Here is a 20,973-nt window from a genome sequence, read left to right as displayed (position 1 = left end):
ATGCGCTTTCGGGCGGTTCGTAAGAGTCGTCGAAAGGTGCGGGCGCATCGGGAAAGTCGGGTGGGGGAACGTCGGCATATGGATCGACCGACGGTCCGGCCGGGGCGGGACTATCAGCGCGAGCGGCCGTTGTTGTCGGGGCGGGGCTATCGGCGCGAGCGGCCGTTGTTGTCGAGGCGGGACTATCAGCGCGAGCGGCCGTTGTTGTCGGGGCGGCAAAGTTGTCGGTGGCAGGAGTTACAGTCGGTGCCATGTCGATGTCATGGGGTGCGCGGTCCGCGAAATCGACTGATGCAGTTGCTTTGTCACGGGCAGCAGGTCGGGCCGGAAGGTTGGTGACGCCTACCGGTCGTGCCGCAAGTTCGGCGAGGGCGGCGCGGACCAGGGAGGCACCCTGTTCAATCGGGTCGCGGCGGTTGCCGAGGGGGTCGCGAGGCCATTCGGCGGTTGCGGGGTTATCGGTGAAGGGGTTGACAGCATCGACGCCGGGGGCGTCGTCCCAGCGGTCGATGGTGACCGCGCCGTTGGCCGGGCTGTCGGGAGCCTCGCTGGCGTGTTCGAGTTCCAGCAGGAAATCCGACGGCCCCTTCGGAGACGTGCCGGTTTCGGCCCAGTGGTGGGCGGAGACGAACAGGACGCGTTCGGTTCTGGTGAGTGCGACATAGAACAGGCGGCGATCTTCGTCGATGCGGCGGCGGTCCAGGGATTCCTTGTGGGACTTGATCGCTCGTTCCAGGTCGGCGCGGTCGTAGAGGTCGGAGAGGTCGAGTACAGGGACGCCCTCGGCGGCATCATCCTGTCTGCGGTCACCGCGCAGGGAGGTGGGAAGTTCGGCGAGTGCGCCGAGCCAGGTGCCCGAGGCCGCGCCGGAGGGGAAGACGCCGCGGGTCACGTGCGGTACCGCGACGATCTCCCATTCCAGGCCCTTAGCCGCGTGCACGGTCAGCACCTGGACGCGATCCCGCGCGACCTCGACTTCGCCCGGCTCCAAGCCGTTCTCGACGGATTCGGCGGCGGCGAAGAACGCGAGCAGGCCGCCGAGCGAGGCGCCGGAATCGCTGGCATAGCCTGCGACCACCTCGGCGAAGGCGTCCAGATGTTCACGTCCGGCCCCTGCGCCGAGCATGGCGCGGCGGGCTTGCGTTTCCACGCCTACGCCGATGGTGCGTTCCACGTCCGCCACCATTTCGGCGAGCGGTTGACCGCTGCGCTCACGCAATGCGGCGAGTTCCCGGCCCAATGCGACGATGCGTTCGAATCCGGACTCCGAATACTGTTCCTGCGGGCCGGGGTCGGCGATCGCATCGGCCAGCCCGGCCTGTTCGGCCGGTTCGGGCGCGACCTCGCGCAATGCCTCGGCCAGTGCGGTCGAATCGGTGATTTCATCGACTTCATTGCCGTGCAGACGGCTGATCGACAGATCCCTCGCGCGGCGGGCGAGCGCGGCGAGGTCCACGACACCGATGCGCCAGCGGGCACCGGTAAGTATGCGCATGGCTGCGCTGCCCGCGCCGGGTTCGGCGACGAGCCGCAGCGTCGCGACGATATCGGCGACCTCCGGAGTGGCGAGCAGGCCGCCGAGGCCGACGATTTCCACCGGAAGTCCTTGTTCGCGTAGGGCTTCCGCGAGCGGTGCGGCATCGGCATTGCGTCGTACTAGTACCGCCGAGGTCGGCGGCGGCTCCCCCGCTTCGCGTTTGGCCGCCCATTCCGCGGCGATCCGGACGGCCACCCAATTCCGTTCGTCGGCAACGGTTTCGGTGAGTGCCAGCGCGACAATGCCCGGTTCGGCGTCAGGCTTCGCGCGCAGTGCGTCGACGGTTACCCCACCGCTGTCGATGGCATTGCGACGTAATGGTTCGGCGACCAGGTTCGCCAGGGCAAGCGCCTCCGGCGGGTTCCGCCAGCTGGTCAGCAGTGGCAGGATCGGCGCGGGAATACCTGGGGCACTGGGGAAATCGGTGGCGAACCTGGGCAGGTTGGCGGCGGATGCGCCGCGCCAGCCGTAGATCGATTGCATCGGGTCACCGACCGCGGTCACTGCCAGCCGCTGTTCGCCACGGCTGGTTGCTCTGTGCTCGTCTTCCGGCTGACGCCCCTGCGTCGCATCGCCCTCACCCCCGTGAGCGCCGGGTCCATCGGATCGAGCGGCGGAGTTTTCCCGGCGAATATCAGACCCGCTCCATCGAGCGTCGAGGTCGATCGGCGAACGCGAATCCGACCCCGGCCTGTCGGCCCCGGTGTCGGCGGCGGACTTCGGCGTATCGGCGGATTTCCGTGCGCGTTTGGCGTGCGGTTGCCGGGGCAAGCCGCCGAACAGCGCGGCCAGCAGGATCCGCTGAGCGTGACCGGTGTCCTGGTATTCGTCGAGCAGGACCAGGCGGAAGCGGGTGCGTTCGGCGGCGGCGACCTCGGGATGTTCAGTGGCGAGACGGGCGGCCAGCGACATCTGGGCGCCGAAATCCAGTGCGCCGCGGCGGCGTAAGGCCTCGGCGAGCTGTTTGACCAGCGGAAGCAAGGCGACGCGTTCGCGCTGCACCTGGACGATGTTCTGCAGGGCCTGACTCGGCCCGCCGCGTTGGCGCGGGCCGGCGGGCAGGGTGTGGACCAGTTTTTCGAGTTCGGTGTGGGCCTCGGCGAGTTGTTCGGGTTCCACCAGATGTTCGGCGAGTTGGCCGGACAGCGCGAGCACCGCCTCGGTCACCGAGACCGGGGTGCGATCGGTATCGAGGTCACCGTCCCAGTTGCGGACCACCTGGTGAGCGAGCTGCCAGAGCTGGGTTTCGGTCAGCAGCGTCGCGGCGGGTTCCACGGGCAGCAGCAGGCCGTGCTGGGTGAGCAGGCGGCCCGCGTAGGAGTGATAGGTGCTGATCTCGGGTTCGGCGCCGGAGAGTTGGGCGCGCAGCTCACCGCCGGTATCGAGGTCGCGCAGCAGCGGTGAACCGGCCAGCCGGGCCAGCCGGGTGCGGATGCGGGAGGTCAACTGCTGGGCGGCTTTTCGGGTGAAGGTCAGGCCGAGTACCTCATCGGGCAGGACGAGACGATTCGCGACCATCCACACCACGCGGGCGGCCATGGTCTCGGTTTTGCCCGCGCCCGCGCCCGCGACGACCAGGGTCGGTCCGGGTGGCGCCGCGATCACCGCGGCCTGCTCCTCGGTGGGTGGTGGCAGGCCGAGCGCCTCCGCGAGCCGGTTCGGCGATACGGCGCCGCTCATGCCTGCGCCTCGCTGCCGCTCCGCTCCGGCATGCGCGGTGCGCGCTGGCACATGGTTCGCTCACTGCGTTCGCTCATGCCGCCGCCTCGCTAGCGCTCGGCGTCGGCACGAGCGAATGCTCGGCTGTGTTGATTGTTCGCTCGCTACGCTCGCTCATTCGTCGGTCACCTGCCTTCCGGTGTCCTGGACGGGGCAGCTGCCCGCGACCGAACAGTGCCTGCAGCCATCGTTGCGCATGGCGAGGTAGCTCGGGCCCTGGGTCGCGGCCGCGGCATCATGAATCGTGCCACGCCACTTGTCGAGTGCCTCGGCGTCGAGCGCGGGCTGCATGCGCTGAGTGGCGCCTTCTTTGCTGCTCGGTTTGGCGACATAGACCAGTCGTGCGCCGCCGGGTTCGGCTGAGCCGGATTCCCCTGTGGCGGGGTCGGCATCGTCCACGGTGATGTCGAGCGCGCCCGCGGCGGCCGCTACCTGGTAGGTGGCGAGCTGGGCGTGGTCGGCGGCGGCCTGCTTGGTGACCGGCGACTTCCCGGTCTTCACATCGACGATGACGAACCGGCCGAAGGCATCGCGCTCCAGTCGGTCGACCCGGCCGCGAATCCGCACGGCGGGTTCGTCTTCCGAGCGCGGCGGCAGTACACAGTCGACCGGGACCTCCACACCGGCCTGGGTCAGCTCACCGCGGGTATTTTGCACCCAGGCCATGAAGGTCTCCAGCATGGCCTCGGTGCGACGCAGTTCCTGACGGGAATGCCAGCCGGTGCCGGGATCGATGGCCTGCCATGCCTTATCCAGCGCGGCGCGGACCTGCGATTCCGGAACCTTGCCCGCCAGTGCCTGGACGAGGGTGTGCACCAGATTGCCCTTGACGGCATGGGGGTTGTCGCCGTCGGTGCCGCCGTGACGTTCCAGCGCCCAGCGCAGCGGGCAGGTGCGCAGCAGCTCGACGGTGGACGGAGACAGGGCAACCGCGGTCTCGTCGTCCTCCCAGAGGGAACGCGAGGAGCTGAGATCGGCTGTGCCGTACCACTCGTCGGGATGTGTACCCGGCACCCCGGCCTTGGCCAGCCGGGCGAGTTCGTGGGCAGCGCGACGTCTGCGCTCCGGTTCGGCCTCGGAATCGCAGACGACACCGCGCAATTCGGCCACCAGCGCATGCATGACCAGGGCGCGGCCCGGGTCGGCGACCGGGAGTGCGCCGGGTTCGCTGTCGTCGTCGTGGCCGAGGAGTTCGGCAAGGAATCGTGAGGGTACGAGATCGCGTTCGCCCGATACCGATTCCACCGCGGTGACCAGCAGCGAGCGCCGCGCCCGGCTGCACGCGACCAGCAGCAGTCTGCGTTCCTCGGCCATGATCGGGGCCGCGCGGCTCACCACCGCACCCGCGTCGACAATGCCCGCGGTGAGGTCGACCAGATCCTCGGTCTGCAGCAGGGTGCCGCGCGGGCGCGGATTCGGCCAAATACCTTCCTGCACAGCGGCAACCGCGACCACCTCCCACTCCCGGCCCGCGGACGCGTGCGCGCTGAGCAACGCGACCGCATCCCCCGCCGCGGTCAGCGATCTGGTGTCGTGCGGAATCTCCTGCTGCACAAGGAATTCGACAAAGCCCTCGATGCTCGCGCGGGGCAGCCGATCCACGTAAGCGGCTGCGGCATCGAATAATCCGACAGCGGCGTCGAGATCGCGATCGGCCTGCATACCCGCCGCCCCGCCGCGCTCGGACTGCGCCACCCACCGCCGCTCCAGCCGCGACCCGGTCCACAGCGCCCACAGCACATCCTCGAGACCGGCGCCGCGCCGCCGAGTTTTTATGGCCCGGTCGAGCGCGTCGAACACCCGCTTCAGCGGCGCCGCCTCGACATCGGTGAGCCGCTCCATGATTCGACGATCCGCGCGGCCGATCAGCAGGTCACGCAGCACCTCCGCGGAGGATTTGTCGACATAGGCGCGCCATGGGGAATCGCTGTCGTCGGGTTCCGCGGCCGACGAGTCCCCATCGCCCCGCTCGGAAGCATCCGCGCGCCCTTGGTCGGTTCGCAGTGAGTTCCGCTGGGCCTCGCCTGCGCCCCGCTCGATGCCATCCGCGCGCCGCCCGGCTTCATCGGCGGCGTCCGACTCGGCACCATCCACCCGCCGCCGCGCTTCGTCGGCGGCCCGCTTCGGGGCATCTGCGCCCAGTTCGGCCTGGTCTGTGCCCCGTTCAGTGTCACCGACGCCTCGCACGGCGTCGTCATCCGCGCCCCATACAGCGCCATCTGCGCGTCGAGGTGTCGCACCACCGTGTTCAGGGTCATTGATATCCGGCTCGGAATCGTCGAAATCCGATTCGGGCCGACCGCTCTGCCATTCCAAATCTCGGCTACTGAACTCCGGTTCGATGCCATACCAATCGGCATCGTCGGTGATCCGCTCGACTTGGCTGATATTCCGTTCGGCCGTCGTGACGTTCCGTTCGGAGCTGTTCGCCCCGGACTCGAAGCCTTCGTCTTCCGGCGCGAACACCTCCTCATCCGGAGGCAAACCGGCCCAATCGGTTTCATCACCCGATACGGAACTCGCACTTGCCCGTGCGGCCTTGATTTCGCTGCGTGCGGACTCCAGCACACCGCGGCGAATACCGCGGCGTAACCGGCGCAGAGTGATCTGATCGGCGCCACCGAGCGGTCCGGCAAGCAGATCCAATGCGTCTTCCGCCGAGAACATCGCCTCGGCCGAACGCCCGCGCCCGCGCCGCTGCGCATCCTCGGCGAGTACCGCGCGCAGTGCGAGCAGCATCCAGGCCGCGCCGCGCCGACGGGCCAGTGGCGCGTCGAGTGCGGGCTGTTGTACGGGCACTCCGGCCGCCAAGAGGGCGCGGCGCAGCGGAGCCAGTGACAACGGCACCGAGCGGACGATCACCGCCATGCGCGACCACGGCACACCATCGGTGAGATGGGCGCGGCGCAAATGGTCGGCGATCAGGGCGGCTTCCTTCGCCGGAGTCGCCAGTACCCGCACGCGTACCTCGGTGCCGTCGGCCTTCGGTGCCGCGTGCTCGGGTGCCGAAAAACGTTGTGGCGCACTGCCGGGCAACTTGGCCGCGATCCGCGTGACGGCCAGTTCCACCGCGCCGCCGGATCGGTGGTTGTCCCGCAGGATGATTCGCTGGCCATCCGCCGCGGCGAGTTCGGCGACGAAGCGCGAATCCGCACCGCGGAAGGCGAATACGCCCTGATCCGGATCGCCCGCCACGACCGCCGTATGCGCTGCCGTACCCATCACACACACCAGCAGCGCGGCCTGCGGATCCAGATGCTGGGCATCGTCGACCAGCAGGTATCGGATCCGATTCCGTTCCGCGGCAAGCAGATCGGCATCTCCGGCCAGCGCGTCCAGCGCGGCTCCGACGAGTTCGGCCGCGTCCAGCGCCGGTGCGGTCGCCTCGGGCGCTTCCACCCCGACCGACCAGCGCAGCAGCATCGACTGCTCGTAGCGGACCGCGAATTTGCCCGCCGCCACCCACTCCGGCCGTCCGTGCTCGCGGCCGAGCCGCACCAGATCCTCGGGTCCGAGGCCGCGTTCGGTGGCCCGCAGCATGAGATCGCGCAACTGCTCGGCGAATCCGCCGAGCCCCAGCGCTGGTTGCAGCCGCTCCGGCCACAGTCCGCTCGCCCCGGCCGCGATATCGCTCAGATCACCGCGCAGCATTTCACGCAGCACGGCATCCTGCTCGGCACCGGTCAGCAAACGCGGCGGCGGATTGCCATGTGCGCTCGCATGTCTGCGCAGCACCGAGAACGCGTAGGAATGCAGCGTGCGCACCAGCGGTTCCCTGGTAGCGCCGGGCACCCCGCCCTCAGTGGAATCGGGATCGGTCAGCCGGGCGGTAATGGCGTCGCGCAGCGTGCTCGCCGCCTGCTTCGAATGGGTCAGTACCAGCACCGATTCCGGATCGGCTCCCGCGGCGATGCGCTCGGCGGCCAGATCGATCAGCAGTGCGGTCTTGCCGGTTCCCGGTCCGCCGAGCACCTGCCACGGCCGCCAGTCCGGCCGGATCGGGCCGACCGTCGCCGCGGCTTCGAACAGCGCGCGGACATCGGCACCCCAGGTCCGAGCCGGGGGTGCCGCCACATTCCGGCGAACAAGTCGCACCGCGCTATCCGATCGCACCACGCGGGCTATTGCAACAGACACCTCCGACACGCCACGCGGGCGATTCACCGATCGGTGAGGTCCGACACACGCCTGGATCTGCGACGGATTTCCAGATGCGTCAGTATGAGACCTGTGTCGCCTCTCCATGTGTATCGATTCGGCCCCGCCGACGGGCCGAAAGTCCTGGCCCTGCACGGTGTCACCGGCCACGGCAAACGCTGGGAGGAACTGGCCACCCGACATCTGCCCGAGGTCCGGCTCATCGCCCCCGACCTGCGCGGACACGGTCGCTCGACCTCATTGCCGCCGTGGAACTTCGAGACCATCGTCGATGATCTGGTCGAACTGCTCAGCGCGGAAGCCGACGAACCGGTGGTCGTCGTCGCGCACTCCTTCGGCGGCGCCTGTGCGCTGCACCTGGTGCAGCGGCATCCGCACCTGGTGCGCAAGCTGATCCTGCTCGATTCTGCGATCGCGCTGGAGCCCGAGCGCCTGATGGATATCGCGTTGTCCAGCCTGGCCTCACCGGACTACGACACCGTCGAGCACGCCCGCCAGGACAAAATCGCGACCGGCTGGGGCGAGGTCGAGCCGCGCCTGCTCGATGCCGAACTCACCGAACATCTGATGCCCACCGCCGACGGCCGGGTGGGCTGGCGAATCAGTCTGCCCGCTGTCAACTCCTACTGGGGTCAGCTGGCCCGGCACTATGTGCTGCCGCCCGTTGACCTGCCGACGATCCTGGTGCAGGCCATGAAGGTGGTGCCGCCCTTCGTCACCCCGGAGTTCCGTGCCGCCCTCACCGCGCGCCTTGGCGAGAATCTGACCGTGCTCGAATGGGACTGCGACCATATGGTCGCCCAGGCGCGGCCGAGCGAGACCGCGGCGCTGATCCGATCGGTGCTGTAGTCGGATGGCCACCACCGATGCCGAGGTCGAGCGGGTGCGCGCGCTGGTCGCGACCGTGCCGCCGGGCCGCGTCGTCACCTACGGCGATATCGCCGCGGCGGCCGGATTGTCCACCCCGCGCACGGTCGGCTGGATCATGCGCACCGACTCCGCCGATCTGCCATGGCATCGGGTGATCGGCGCGGGCGGCAAGCCCGCCGCGCATCTGGCCGATCGCCAGCTGCGCCTGCTGGCCGCCGAGGGCGTACCGATCCGCGACGGTCGAGTCGACGTGCGCGCCGCGCGTTTTCCGCTCCCGTAAACGCCCCGCCGCCGTCGATCGGCGGTTAACGTTGAAGCATGTCCACCCGCCTGGCGTGTGTCGTCTTCGATGCCGACCGGCCCCGGTTCGTCGCGGATTTCTGGGCCGAGTTGCTCGGCTGGACGGTGACGATCGATCGTTGCGACCAGGTCGACGTGGCGGCCCCCGATCCGGACGGCCTCGAGCTGGCCCTGACCTTCCGGCCCGAGGCGCGCGCCAAGGACTGTAAGAACCGGATGCATCTGGATCTGGCCAGTCGCTCGCTCGATCATCAGCGGGCGCAGGTGGAACGCGCACTGGCGCTGGGCGCCCGGCACGTCGATATCGGCCAGGGCACGGTGCCGTGGGTGGTGCTGGCCGATCCGGAGGGCAACGAGTTCTGCGTGCTGGAGCCGCGCGAGGAGTACGTGGATACCGGTGCGGTCGCCGCCATCGTGATCGATACGCACGATCCGGTCCGGCTGGCCGAGTTCTGGTCCACCGCCTCCGGCTGGCCGATCGCCTACGGCGGCGCGCGGATGGCCGGGCTCCGCTCGGCGACGGGGCTCGGAGCCTGGTTGGAGTTCGTCCAGACGCCGGATGTGAAGAGCGACCGCAATCGACTGCGTCTGGATCTGCTGTCTTTCCCCACCGACGATCCGGCCGCCGAGGTGGCCCGACTGCGCGCGGCGGGCGCGACCCGGCTCGCTGCCGATGGCACACCCGGGGTGCTGCTCGCCGATCCGGAGACGAACGAGTTCTGCCTGCACCGACCGGCGTCGGACTATTCGACGATCTAGGCCCTGCGACCGCCGGAACCGGACCGCCCTCCCCGGATCTGTACAGCCGACGAATTAGCATGTCGGCCATGCCCTCTCTCGCGCCAGGCGCTGACCGGTGACCACCGCCGACGCGATCGTGCTCGCGGGCGGACGCGCCAGCCGCATGGGGGGCGTCGATAAGCCCGCCATCATCATCGGCGGTCGATCCATGCTCGATGCGGCCCTGGCCGCGGTGGCGCCGTGTGCGCAAACCGTGGTGGTCGGACCGCATCGGCCCGAATTGGACGTGCGGATCGCCCAGGTGCGCGAGGTGCCCCCGGGTTCGGGTCCGGTCGCCGCGGTGGGCGCCGGATTGCGCGCGCTCGGGCCGACCGCCGCGCCGCTGGTGGTGGTGCTCGCGGCGGATCTGCCGTTCCTGTCGCAGACGACGGTGACGGAGCTGATCCGGCGCGGCACCGAATCCGGCGCCGACGCGGTCTTCGCAGCCGACGAGTCCGGTCGGCCGCAGTATCTGATCGGCGTCTGGCGACGGACGGCGCTGGCGGAAGCGCTGGCGCGGCTGGATTCGCTGATCAATCAGCCGATGAAGGCGCTGATCCCGGCCGATACGATCACCGTCGCCATGCCTGGTATCGCCGATTGCGATACCGAGGAGCAGGTGCGAAGCGCCAGGATGGCTTGGGACGCCGGTACCGTCGGTGCGCCTCGTCCCGCACCGGCGGCCGCGGTTCCCACAACGCCGCTGCTACTCGACGAGGCTCGGGATAGCCTGCGTACCAACATCTCTCGACTCACCGAGTATCGGGCCGAACTGGCTTCCGTGCGCGGTGCGACCCTCGCCGCGCCGCTGACGGCCGTCGGAGCGCTGCCGCGCTTCGATGTCTCCGCCATGGACGGATACGCGGTCGCCGGTGACGGACCATGGCGGTTGCGGCGCGATATCGGGTTCGCTGGCGGTCGGCGGCCGGTCGGGCTGCTCCCCGGTGAGGCGGTGCGGATCGCCACCGGCGCACATGTGCCGGACGGCACCACGCGGGTGCTCCGTGACGAATACGCGCGGCTCGAAAACGACGAAATGCTGTACCAGCACGAGGATTCCCCGCTACGCAACGATATTCGCCGTCGCGGCGAGGACCGGGCCCCCGGCGATCTCGTTGCACCCGAGGGCACATCGGTCACGGCCGGGCTGATCTCCGCTGCGGCCAGTGTCGAGGTGACCGAGTCGATGGTGCGTGGCCCGGTGCGCGCCCGCATCATCATGACCGGCGACGAGATCCGCAGCACCGGGCCACTGCAGACCGGTCAGACCCGCGACTCGATCGGACCGATTCTGCCGGATGTGCTGTCCTGGTATGGAATTCGCGCGATCGACCGGGTACACCTGCGCGATACCCCGCGCGGCTTCGACGAGGTGCTCGGCGCGGCGGACGCTTGCGATCTGCTGATCATCGTCGGTGCGACCGGTGGCGGTGCCGCGGATCAGCTGCGTGGGGCAATCGCCCGCGCCCAAGCTCGAATTCTGGTGCACCGCTTGAAATTGCGTCCGGGCGGATCCACGGTCGTCGCCGAATTATCCAGCGGCGCAACCGTTCTCGGCCTACCGGGAAACCCATTCGCGGCCGTGGCGATACTGATGGCCCTGTCCCCCGCGGTCGTCGAGGGCCGAACCGGCGGCCATCCGCGGCGACCGCTGATCGGGCCCCTGCGCAATGCGAGCGCGATCTCCGGACCCGTTAGCCGCATCGTCCCGGCCCGGCTCGCCCCATACGGCGGTTGGCTCGGCGATCCGCAGATCCGTACCACCCATCTGGGCGGCCTGGTAGACCGTGACGGCCTGGTCATCGTCCCCGCCGAGGCCGACGACGACGACCTCGTCGAATTCCTCCCGCTCCAGGCGTAAATAATCGATATTCTTCTTCCACTGATGATGCCCGCTCGCTATTGTGTGATGGTTAGGCGAATACAACATCACTTCGGAAAGGACCGAGTGGAGATGGCTGAAAAGTCGAAGAAAGCGCCTAAGAAAATGCCCAAGCAGATGGAACGGCAGCAGCAACAGCAGCGCCAGGACCAGGGCATGAACCGATCCGGATCGATGAGCGATCGCGACCGTGACGAGCAGCGGCGGGAGCCGAGCTCGGAACGGCGAGGCGCTGAGCAGCGCCGACCCGGACAGCACTGATCTGAAACGGGCCGCCGGTTCCGCCACGTGAGCCGGCGGCCCGCCTGTGCGCGGGCCGGTTCGTTACGCGCGGTCGCCGGATTCGCGAGCCGTTGGGAAACTATTCACGGCAATACATTCCAGCCGATCATTCATAAAGCTTGACGCGCCCTTTCGAACGCGTCACACACGATTCGAATTACACCGCCGATGGCCACGCCCGGCGAGTTACCTTTTGCCGCAGAAAATTCTGCGCGTGCATCGAAGCGAGTCGAATGGCGACTCCCGTGCACAAGCAATCATTTCGACTCGCCCGTTGGCGAACTGCTTCGGAGGAGGTTGCGTGTGTAGTCGGCGCAAAGGAATGCGAATACCTCGGCGACGGGTCCGGTTTCGACGACGGCACCCTCGCGTAGGACCACAACGCGGTCGGCGATCTGGTGGACCACCGCGAGGTCGTGGCTGATGTGGCGGCTGGGCCAGGCCCCTGTAATGGCCTGCCCGCCGAGGATTTCGACGGCATGCGCCGCCATCCCTACACCCCAGCTCCAGGTGCCACAGCAGACCATCGAGGCGGTCGAACGCGCGGGCGAGTTCGTCTCGGAATGAGGCGGGCGCACGGGCGGTGCCGATTTCCGGCGGCATCGCCCGTCCGATACCGTTGACCAGGGACAACACCGCGCTCTGCCCGACCGTAAGGATGCACCTGATGAACGACAGTTCCCTGATCTGGGACGACGGTGCGCTGGTCACCATCGACCAGCGCGAACTGCCGCACCAGGTGCGCGAGCTGCGGCTCAGCACGGTCGACCAGGTGATCGACGCCATCAAGACACTGGCCATCCGCGGCGCGCCCGCGATCGGCATCGCCGGTGCGTTCGGCGTGGTCATCGCCACCGCCGCGCACACCACCGACGGTGTCGTCGATGTGGCGCGGGCCGAGGCGGATGCCGCGCGGATCGCGGATGCCCGGCCCACCGCGGTCAATCTGGCTTGGGCGGTGCGGCGGGTACTGACCAAGGTGCCGCTCGGCACTGATGCGGTACTCGCCGAAACCCTCGCCATGCTGGCCGAGGACGGCCGAGTCAACCGGACCGCCGCGACCCATGCCGCCGATCTCGTGCAACGGCTCTGCCCGGACCGGCCACTGCGGGTGCTCACGCACTGCAATACCGGGCGGCTGGCGACCAGCGCCTTCGGCACCGCGATCGGGGCGATGCGGGTGCTGTCGGAGCGCGGCGCGATCGAGAATGTCCTGGTCGACGAGACGCGGCCGCTATTGCAGGGCGCTCGGCTGACGGCCTGGGAGCTGGCCGAGGCGGGCATACCCCATCGGCTCACCATCGATTCCGCCGCGGCGTGGGCGATGGCGACCGGTCAGGTGGACTGCGTGCTGGTCGGCGCGGACCGGGTGACCGCCAACGGCGATGTCGCGAACAAGATCGGCACCTATGGCCTCGCCATCGCAGCCCACCACCACGGCATTCCGTTCATTGTGGTGGCTCCGGAGTCGACGCGTGATCCGAAGACGGCGACCGGTGCGGATATCGTCGTCGAACAGCGGGCCACCGCCGAGGTGACCGGATTCGGCGGTGTCACAACGGCTCCCGTCGATACCGAGGCTTTCAATCCGGCCTTCGATGTGACGCCCGCGGAGTTGGTCACTGCGGTCGTCACCGAACTGGGTGTCGTATACGGCACGAATGCCGAAGGTGCGGCCATCGCCGATATCGCACGCGAGATGTACGGGCGGGGCTGGATGCCGGGCACCGCGGGCAATATCTCGGTGCGCACCGAGACTACCGCGGTGATCACCGGCAGCGGTCTGTCCAAGGGCGAGCTGACCGACGCGGATATGGTGACCGTCCGCATCGCCGACTCCGCGCCGACACCGGATCAGCGGAGAAAGCCCTCGGCGGAGACCACAATTCACACGGCGGTGTACCGAACCACCGGTGCCGCAGCCGTTGTCCACATTCATCCGCCCTATGCGACGGCCGCCGCGACCCGCTCCGGGACCCCCGACGCATTGACCATCCTGCGGATCACCGACTACGAACTCATCAAGGGTCTGGTGGCCAAGGAGCCGGACGGCACCTATCCGACCGTCCTCGACCTGCCCGTCTTCCCGAACTGGCCCGACGTCGCGCGCATCGGCGTGGATATCGAGGCCTACCTGCTCGAAAATCCCACCGCCGCACCGGTATTGGCCATCGCGGGACATGGGATCACGACGTGGGGAGACAATCTTTCCCAGGCACGCGACCGCGCCGAATGCCTCGAAGCCCTGTGTGAGCTGGTGTCCCGCACCGGCCGTCGGCAGGCCTTCGCCGCGCGCAATCCGAACGAAATCCTCGAGATTGGACTGACATCATGACGCTGTTGCAGGTTATGGCCGCCGACGATGCCGACAAGGTACTGCTGCGCACCACCGACGATGCGGTGATCGGCGCCGAATTGGCCACCCGCGGCATCACTTTCGACCGCTGGCCGGTGCTGGACAACGCCACCGAGACCGCCTCGGACGAACTGCTCGCCGAATACGGCGACCGCGTGGCCGAACTCAATGCCTCCGGGCGCTACAAGCATATCGATATCGCCCGCATCCACCCCGACGACGCGAATCCGGAGTGGCCGCAGATCGCCGAGGGCGCGCGCGAGAAGTTCCTGAACGAGCATCGGCACGCCGAGGACGAGGTGCGGTTCTTCGCGGCTGGTCGCGGCTGCTTCTATCTGCATCTGGGTGACGAGGTCGTGGCGACGGTATGCGAAGGCGGGGACCTGCTTTCGGTCCCGGCGGGCACACTGCACTGGTTCGATATGGGCACCCGGCCCGACTTCATCGCCATCCGCTTTTTCGAAGAGGCAGACGGGTGGGTCGGCGATTTCACCGGTGACCCCATCAGCGCGGGCTTTCCGACCCTCGATCAGCTGCTGACGGCCCCGTGATCGCCACCGTAGTCATCGATATCGAGGGCACCACGAGCCCGACCAGTTCGGTACGCGAGGATCTCTACGGCTACACCCGCGCCCGCCTGCCCGAATGGCTGGCCGAAAACCGCACGGCCGCGGCCGCTCCCATTATCGCGGCCACCCGCGAACTCGTCGGCCGCCCCGATGCCGACACCGACGAGATCGCCGCGATCCTGCGCGACTGGCTCGGCTCCGATGTGAAGGCCGAACCGCTCAAGGCCGCACAGGGCATCATCTGCGCCGAGGGCTTCCGCAACGGCGCACTGCACGGGGAATTCTTTGCGGACGTCCCGCCCGCCCTCGCCGCCTGGCACGCCGCCGGTCTGCGGCTTTATGTCTATTCCTCGGGATCGGTACGCAACCAACAGGATTGGTTCACCTTCGCCCGCGGCGGCGAGCTGGCCGCAGTGATCAGCGGCTACTTCGACCTGTCCAGCGCGGGCCCGAAACGCGAGGCCGCCTCCTATGAAAAGATCGCGAGCGCCATCGGCACCCCCGCCGATCGCATCCTGTTCCTGTCCGACCATCCCGACGAACTCGATGCCGCCGTCACCGCGGGCTGGTCGGTCACCGGTGTCCACCGTCCCGGTGAACCGAATCCCCCACGTCCCCCGCATCACTGGATCTCCTCGTTCGCGGAACTGAGCCTGCGCTGAGTCACCGCGGGAGCATCAGGTGCCGGAGATGCCGATCGACGGGCGGACCGCGCCAAGGCGGCCGGGCTCAACGGTCGCGAAGATACGCCGCGCGTGTACCGCCGCCGGATTGATGGACCAGGGGGCCAGGGCGGTGGTGAACATGAGTTCACACCAGGACAGCGCGGGCACATCACCCGCGGCCAGGGTTGCGATAAGTGACATTTCGCTGTCTCGGCCCGACCAAGCGGCGAGCAGCCAGGCGGCGTCGAGGCGGCCGAGGAATTCCTCGGCGTCCTCGGGTGCGCCGTGCGGGGTGTCAACGGCCAAATGGACCACAGCGGCGACAGCGTGGCGCATTTTGGCATCCAATCCGACGGCGTCGTGCAGCAGCAGCGCTTCCAGTGCGGAGCGCAACTCGACGCCGGGATCGACGGCCGTTTGGGCGGTGCCACGAGCATTACGGATCATGGAATGCCTCCCGTTTTCGATTTACCGATGACCGGATCAAATACGTTCGGTATGGCGCTGTCCCGATAATTGTGACATCCGGCGCACCCCAGAAGGTATCTACACTGGTCAGTGGCTGGCGCATAGGCTCCGGATGCCGAGGAAGAATTGAATTCTACCCGGATGATTGCCCGAATCCACCCGGAACAGTTGGGCATCGAGCCGATAACACGCCCCGGAGCCGAGATCGCGCACATGCATGGGCCGATCCCGGCCGTAGGTGGTACCGCCCGCCGCCCACATTCTTCGAAACTCCGGATACCCGCCGAGTTCGTCGAGGAATTCGGTGGACCAGGCGGTATCGCCGGACTGACCGATCAGTCCGCGCAGCCAGTCGACGGTGAGCGCGGCCTCGCGCTCCCATTCGACCATGACCTGTTTGGACAGCTCGTTGCCGAAGAACCAGCGCAGCACATTCACATCGTCGACCAGACCGGGAAATGCGGCGGCGTAGGAGTCATTACAGGACAGTACATTCCACCGGGTATCGACATAGCCCGCCGCATTCGGCTCGTGCAGGCGCAGTCCGTCGCGCATATCCGTGCCGATCTCATCGCGCAGTTCGAGTACGGAGGGAAATCCGTCCACGCCCAATCCGGCCAGATCGAAAAACAGTCTGCGTTCGGCATCGGTGAGCGGCGCGATCCGATCCAGATATCCGAACAGCGCATTCACCACTGTTCTGGTGGGATGTTCCCGATCGCCGCCCTCGAGGTGGGTGATATAGCTGGCGCTCACGCCCGCGGCGAATGCCAGCTTTTCGCGCGAAATACGTCGATCGTCGCGCAGTCTGCGCAACTCACCCCCGAACGTGGGCGGGCGCACCGGAGCCCCGTCACGGCCATCGGTCGACCTGCTTGGCACAGCAATCCACTCCTATGAAGCTGTAGGTGTATCGACAAAGTCGGGTAGTTCTGCACAAAGGCGAGCCGATCCGATATTAAACGAAGGGTTTGCTCTAATTTCCGACCAACACCCGCGTGTCGAGGCCGCCACGCGGACATCTGGTACGCGTTCGAATGTGCTGAAGCAGCAATAATATTCGCGCCGAGCGGCCGGTAGAACACCTTGCCGCGGCGACCACCTTCTCGATGCGGCGGGTCCGGGGCTCTGGACGCTTCGCCGCGTCAACCCCTGTGACGAGTTCGCGGCGGGTCGAAAACGACAACGCATCGACGCCCCGCACACCCCGGCGCCGCGGCCGGATCCGCCGGAGCCTCGAGGATTGGCAAATCGACAGCGAATGGATCGTCGGCTCACGGGATGGCTTCGCGCGGGACGGTTCGACCACCGCGCATGAGTGCGGAATCGGCCCCCCGAGCTACCGCCGGATGTGTTAACAAATGTAAACCGCCTGAGAACCGGCGGTTTCCAAAGCATCACCGGCTAGCCCCCGAAACACCATCCGCGAGCCGTATTTCGGCCGGTCAGAGCGGATCCGCCCTGGTCACATCGATGTCTTCGGCATTTCGCGGCAATCGCGCGGTGACCGCCACGTTGCGTCGACCTCACACCTCACGATCGCGGCGTGCGGGCTGTGAGAGATTCGTTTGGACGTGCGTCGCGGCCTCCTTACAGTCGGTGCAACAGCCCGGTTTCACAGCTCGAAGGGGGCGTCGTGGTTAATTCGCGCACTCAGGCTTCCGCGTCCTCCGATTCGGCCGATCGGCAATCTACCGACGCAAGTGACGCACTGCTGCGTCTCGGCAAATATTTCCACCGGGGCGAGGTCTCGGCGGATCAGCGCAGCCTGCATCAGGTGGGCGGGCGCAGTGCCGACGAGTTCTATCGGGACCGCTGGTCGCACGACAAGGTGGTGCGCTCCACGCACGGTGTCAACTGCACCGGGTCATGCTCCTGGAAGATCTACGTCAAGGACGGCGTGATCACCTGGGAGTCGCAGCAGACGGACTATCCCTCGGTCGGCGCGGACAAGCCCGAATACGAACCGCGCGGCTGCCCGCGCGGCGCGTCCTTCTCCTGGTACACCTACTCCCCCGCGCGCGTGCGCTACCCGTATGTGCGCGGCGTGCTGCTGGAGCTGTATCGCGAGGCGAAGGAGCGGCTCAAGGATCCGGTGCTGGCCTGGGAATCCATTGTGGAGGATCCGGAAAAGGCCAAGCGCTACAAGTCTTCTCGCGGCAAGGGCGGATTCGTCCGCGCGGAATGGTGGGAGGCCGCCGAAATCGCCGCCGCCGCGCATGTGCACACGATCAAGAAGTACGGGCCCGACCGGGTGGCCGGATTCTCCCCCATTCCGGCCATGTCGATGGTCAGCCATGCCGTGGGCGCACGGTTCATTTCGATGCTCGGCGGCTCGATGCTGTCGTTCTACGACTGGTACGCGGACCTGCCGGTGGCCTCCCCGCAGGTGTTCGGGGACCAGACCGATGTGCCGGAATCGGCCGACTGGTTCGATGCGGGTTACCTCATCATGTGGGGTTCGAACGTCCCGGTGACCCGGACCCCGGACGCGCACTACATGACCGAGGCGCGCTACCGCGGTCAGAAGGTCGTCGTGGTCTCACCCGACTATGCGGACAACACCAAGTTCGCCGATGAATGGGTGCCCGCGCGACCGGGAACCGATGCGGCCCTTGCCATGTCGATGGGCCATGTGATCCTCAAGGAATTCTTCGTCGAGCGCGGCACGCCGCGGTTCCTCGACTACGTCAAGCGCTATACCGACCTGCCGTTCCTGGTGTGCCTCGACGATCCGGAGGGCTGGGACGCCAATGGCAACTACCACCACGACGGTGCGCTGCCCGGCAAATTCCTCACCGCCGCCGACCTCGGCCACACCGACGAGACCGCCGAGCACAAGATGGTGCTGCTCGATGCCGAGGGCAATCCGGTGGTGCCCAACGGTTCGCTCGGCCATCGCTTCACCGCGGGTGATGCGGGCAAGTGGAATCTGGATCTCGAGGGCGTCGATCCGCTGCTGACCCTGCACGACCGCGCCGACCAGCACCCGGTCGCGGTGCAGCTGCCGCGCTTCGATACCGATACCGCGGGCGTGCTGGTACGCGGCGTACCGACGATCACTGTCGCGGGTAAGCGGGTCACCACGGTGTTCGATCTGCTGCTCGCGCAGTACGGCGTGGGACGCGACGGGCTGCCCGGCACCTGGCCGACCGGCTACGACGATGCCGCCGAGCCCTACACCCCGGCCTGGCAGGAAGCCATTACCGGCGTACCCGCCGCACAGGCGCAGCGGATCGCCCGCGAATTCGCCGATAACGCTGATAAATCCGGCGGCCGCTCGATGATCCTGATGGGCGCGGGCACCAACCACTGGTTCCACTCCGACCAGATCTACCGTTCCTTCTTCACACTGACTCTGCTCACCGGCTGTCAGGGCGTGAACGGCGGCGGCTGGGCGCATTACGTCGGCCAGGAGAAGTGCCGTCCGGTAACCGGTTGGTCCACCCTGGCTTTCGGCCTGGACTGGCAGCGACCGCCGCGTCAGATGCAGGGCACGGTGTTCTGGTACCTCAGCAATGACCAGTGGCGCTACGACCCGTTCACCGCCCAGTCCTTCGCTTCCCCGCTGGGCACCGGGAAATTCGCGGGCCGCACCGCCGCGGACAATATCGCGCTGGCCAGTCGCCTCGGCTGGATGCCGAGTTATCCGACGTTCGACCGCAATCCGCTGGATCTGGTGGACGAGGCCGAGGCCGCGGGCAAGACCGCGCCCGACCACGTGGTGGACGGGCTGAAATCCGGCGACCTGCGCTTCGCCTGCGAAGATCCCGATGCGCCGGAGAACTTTCCGCGCTGCCTGACCGTGTGGCGGGCGAATCTGCTCGGCTCCTCCGGCAAGGGCAACGAGTACTTCCACAAGCACCTGCTCGGCGCGGACTCCAATCTGCAGACCACCGACGCCGCGGGTGTGCGGCCGCAGGAGCTGGTCTGGCGCGACGAAGCGCCGAGCGGGAAGCTGGACCTGCTGCTTTCGCTGGACTTCCGGATGACCAGCACCACGCTGTTCTCCGATATCGTGCTGCCCGCGGCCACCTGGTACGAGAAGCACGATCTGTCCTCCACCGATATGCACCCGTTCGTGCACGCCTTCTCCCCCGCCATCTCCCCGCCGTGGGAGGCCAAGACGGACTTCGAGGCATTCCACCGGATCGCGCGCGGATTCTCGTGGATGGCCGAGAAGCATCTGGGCAAGCGCAAAGATATCGTCGCGGTACCGCTGCAGCACGATTCGCCGGATGCGCTGGCGCAGGCCGGTGGGCGCGTGCTGGACTGGAAAGCCGGTGAGTGCGAACCGATTCCGGGTAAGACCATGCCCAAGCTGGTCGTGGTCGAGCGGGACTACCCGAAGCTCGCGGAGAAGATGGCCGCACTCGGTCCGCTGATCGATACGCTCGGCGTCACCACCAAGGGCGTCACCACGCATCCGGACGAAGAGGTGGCCTACCTCGCCGGGGTCAACGGCACCGTGGTTTCCGGTGTAGCCCAGGGACGTCCGTCGCTGGCCAAGGACACCCACGCGGCCGAGGCGATCCTCGCGCTGTCCGGCACCACCAACGGCAGGCTCGCGGTCGAGGGCTTCCATGCGCTGGAGCGGCGTACCGGCACCGAGCTGGCCGATCTCGCCGCCGAGCACGAGGGCAAGCGAATCACCTTCGCCGACACCCAATCCCGACCGGTGCCGGTGATCACCTCACCGGAGTGGTCGGGCAGTGAGACCGGCGGACGGCGGTATTCGCCGTTCACCATCAATACCGAACGACTCAAGCCATGGCACACCCTGACCGGGCGCCAGCACTTCTACCTCGATCACGACTGGATGGCCGAACTCGGCGAGCAGCTACCGGTATTCCGGCCGCCGCTCGATATGAGCGCGCTGTTCAGCGAGCCAGGGGTGGGGTCCGTCGGTGACAACGGCGTCACCGTTCGGTACCTGACCCCGCACTCCAAGTGGTCCATCCACTCGGCCTACCAGGACAACCTGCACATGCTGACGCTCTCCCGCGGCGGGCAGTCGATTTGGATGTCGGATCGGGACGCCGCGAAAATCGGTGTGTCGGACAATGATTGGATTGAGGCGGTCAACCGCAACGGTGTGGTTGTCGCGCGAGCCATCGTGAGCCACCGGATGCCCGAGGGCACGGTGTTCATGTACCACGCCCAGGACCGGGCCGTCGATGTGCCACGCATCGAGGGTGCGCCGGGCGGATTCGATTGGGGCGCACCGGATAAGCAGCCCGGCAAGGGTAAGCGCGGCGGCATTCACAACGCGCTGACCCGCATCATGATCAAGCCATCGCATCTCATCGGCGGTTATGCGCAGCAGTCCTTCGCGCTGAATTACCACGGCCCCACCGGAAATCAGCGCGACGAGGTCACGACAATTC

The 20,973-nt window shown here is 67.5% G+C and carries 14 protein-coding genes; 8 read left to right on the top strand and 6 right to left on the bottom strand.

Annotated features, from left to right (window positions below):
- Nucleotides 1-3,217, bottom strand: a 3,217-nt coding sequence (locus tag NP3_RS13600) for an ATP-dependent helicase (RefSeq protein ID WP_063041239.1), incomplete at its 3' end; no start/stop codon positions are given.
- 153 nt (nt 3,218-3,370) lie between these two features.
- Entirely contained in the window at nt 3,371-7,393 is a 4,023-nt protein-coding gene (locus NP3_RS13595) for a PD-(D/E)XK nuclease family protein (protein ID WP_373864746.1), read from the bottom strand.
- An 84-nt stretch (nt 7,394-7,477) separates the two neighbouring features.
- Here NP3_RS13595 and NP3_RS13590 point away from each other — a divergent pair, with 84 nt between their 5' ends.
- From NP3_RS13590 to NP3_RS13575, 4 genes are all read left to right on the top strand, one after another.
- The gene (locus NP3_RS13590; protein ID WP_063041237.1) at nt 7,478-8,263 is read left to right on the top strand and encodes an alpha/beta fold hydrolase; all 786 of its coding nucleotides are present in this window, start codon (nt 7,478-7,480) and stop codon (nt 8,261-8,263) included.
- Nucleotides 8,264-8,267: 4 nt separating this feature from the next.
- A complete protein-coding gene (locus NP3_RS13585) occupies nt 8,268-8,564 on the top strand; it encodes an MGMT family protein (protein WP_063041235.1) in 297 nt (98 codons plus the stop codon).
- Nucleotides 8,565-8,602: 38 nt separating this feature from the next.
- On the top strand, nt 8,603-9,343 hold the full coding sequence (locus NP3_RS13580) for a VOC family protein (RefSeq protein WP_063041233.1): 741 nt from the start codon (nt 8,603-8,605) through the stop codon (nt 9,341-9,343).
- 97 nt (nt 9,344-9,440) lie between these two features.
- Nucleotides 9,441-11,225: an NTP transferase domain-containing protein gene (locus NP3_RS13575; protein WP_084508557.1), complete on the top strand. Its 1,785-nt coding sequence runs from the start codon at nt 9,441-9,443 to the stop codon at nt 11,223-11,225.
- Between the two features lie 560 nt (nt 11,226-11,785).
- On the opposite strand, the gene NP3_RS47900 is transcribed toward NP3_RS13575, so the two are convergent.
- Nucleotides 11,786-12,019 carry a hypothetical protein gene (locus tag NP3_RS47900; protein WP_373864745.1) on the bottom strand — a complete coding sequence of 78 codons (234 nt, stop codon included), beginning with the start codon at nt 12,017-12,019 and terminating at the stop codon, nt 11,786-11,788.
- A gap of 176 nt (nt 12,020-12,195) precedes the next feature.
- Between NP3_RS47900 and NP3_RS13560 the strand changes: the two genes are divergently transcribed.
- The 3 genes from NP3_RS13560 to mtnC are packed head-to-tail and all read left to right on the top strand — an operon-like array spanning nt 12,196 to nt 15,115.
- Nucleotides 12,196-13,863 carry a bifunctional S-methyl-5-thioribose-1-phosphate isomerase/methylthioribulose 1-phosphate dehydratase gene (locus tag NP3_RS13560; protein ID WP_063041241.1) on the top strand — a complete coding sequence of 556 codons (1,668 nt, stop codon included), beginning with the start codon at nt 12,196-12,198 and terminating at the stop codon, nt 13,861-13,863.
- Entirely contained in the window at nt 13,860-14,435 is a 576-nt protein-coding gene (locus tag NP3_RS13555) for a 1,2-dihydroxy-3-keto-5-methylthiopentene dioxygenase (RefSeq protein ID WP_063041227.1), read from the top strand. The genes NP3_RS13560 and NP3_RS13555 overlap by 4 nt, the downstream gene beginning before the upstream one ends.
- Nucleotides 14,432-15,115, top strand: a complete 684-nt coding sequence (gene mtnC / locus NP3_RS13550) for an acireductone synthase (protein WP_063041225.1) — start codon at nt 14,432-14,434, stop codon at nt 15,113-15,115. The genes NP3_RS13555 and mtnC overlap by 4 nt, the downstream gene beginning before the upstream one ends.
- A gap of 15 nt (nt 15,116-15,130) precedes the next feature.
- Here mtnC and NP3_RS13545 read toward each other — a convergent pair whose 3' ends face one another.
- From NP3_RS13545 to NP3_RS51465, 3 genes are all read right to left on the bottom strand, one after another.
- Nucleotides 15,131-15,565 carry a hypothetical protein gene (locus NP3_RS13545; protein ID WP_245720918.1) on the bottom strand — a complete coding sequence of 145 codons (435 nt, stop codon included), beginning with the start codon at nt 15,563-15,565 and terminating at the stop codon, nt 15,131-15,133.
- A 108-nt stretch (nt 15,566-15,673) separates the two neighbouring features.
- Nucleotides 15,674-16,468: a helix-turn-helix transcriptional regulator gene (locus NP3_RS13540; protein ID WP_084508556.1), complete on the bottom strand. Its 795-nt coding sequence runs from the start codon at nt 16,466-16,468 to the stop codon at nt 15,674-15,676.
- A 94-nt stretch (nt 16,469-16,562) separates the two neighbouring features.
- Nucleotides 16,563-16,790, bottom strand: coding sequence for a YdeI/OmpD-associated family protein (locus NP3_RS51465; RefSeq protein WP_373864747.1), 228 nt, complete (start codon nt 16,788-16,790; stop codon nt 16,563-16,565).
- Between the two features lie 432 nt (nt 16,791-17,222).
- On the opposite strand from NP3_RS51465, the gene NP3_RS13530 reads away from it, so the two are divergent.
- Nucleotides 17,223-20,973 (top strand): nitrate reductase subunit alpha (locus NP3_RS13530; RefSeq protein ID WP_063041219.1); only part of this gene is annotated, 3,751 nt, incomplete at its 3' end.

The organism is Nocardia pseudovaccinii NBRC 100343, assembly GCF_001613225.1.
Lineage (GTDB): Bacteria > Actinomycetota > Actinomycetes > Mycobacteriales > Mycobacteriaceae > Nocardia > Nocardia pseudovaccinii.
The sequence above is the reverse complement of the archived record's forward strand: the minus strand, read 5'-3'. Positions and strand labels throughout refer to the sequence as shown.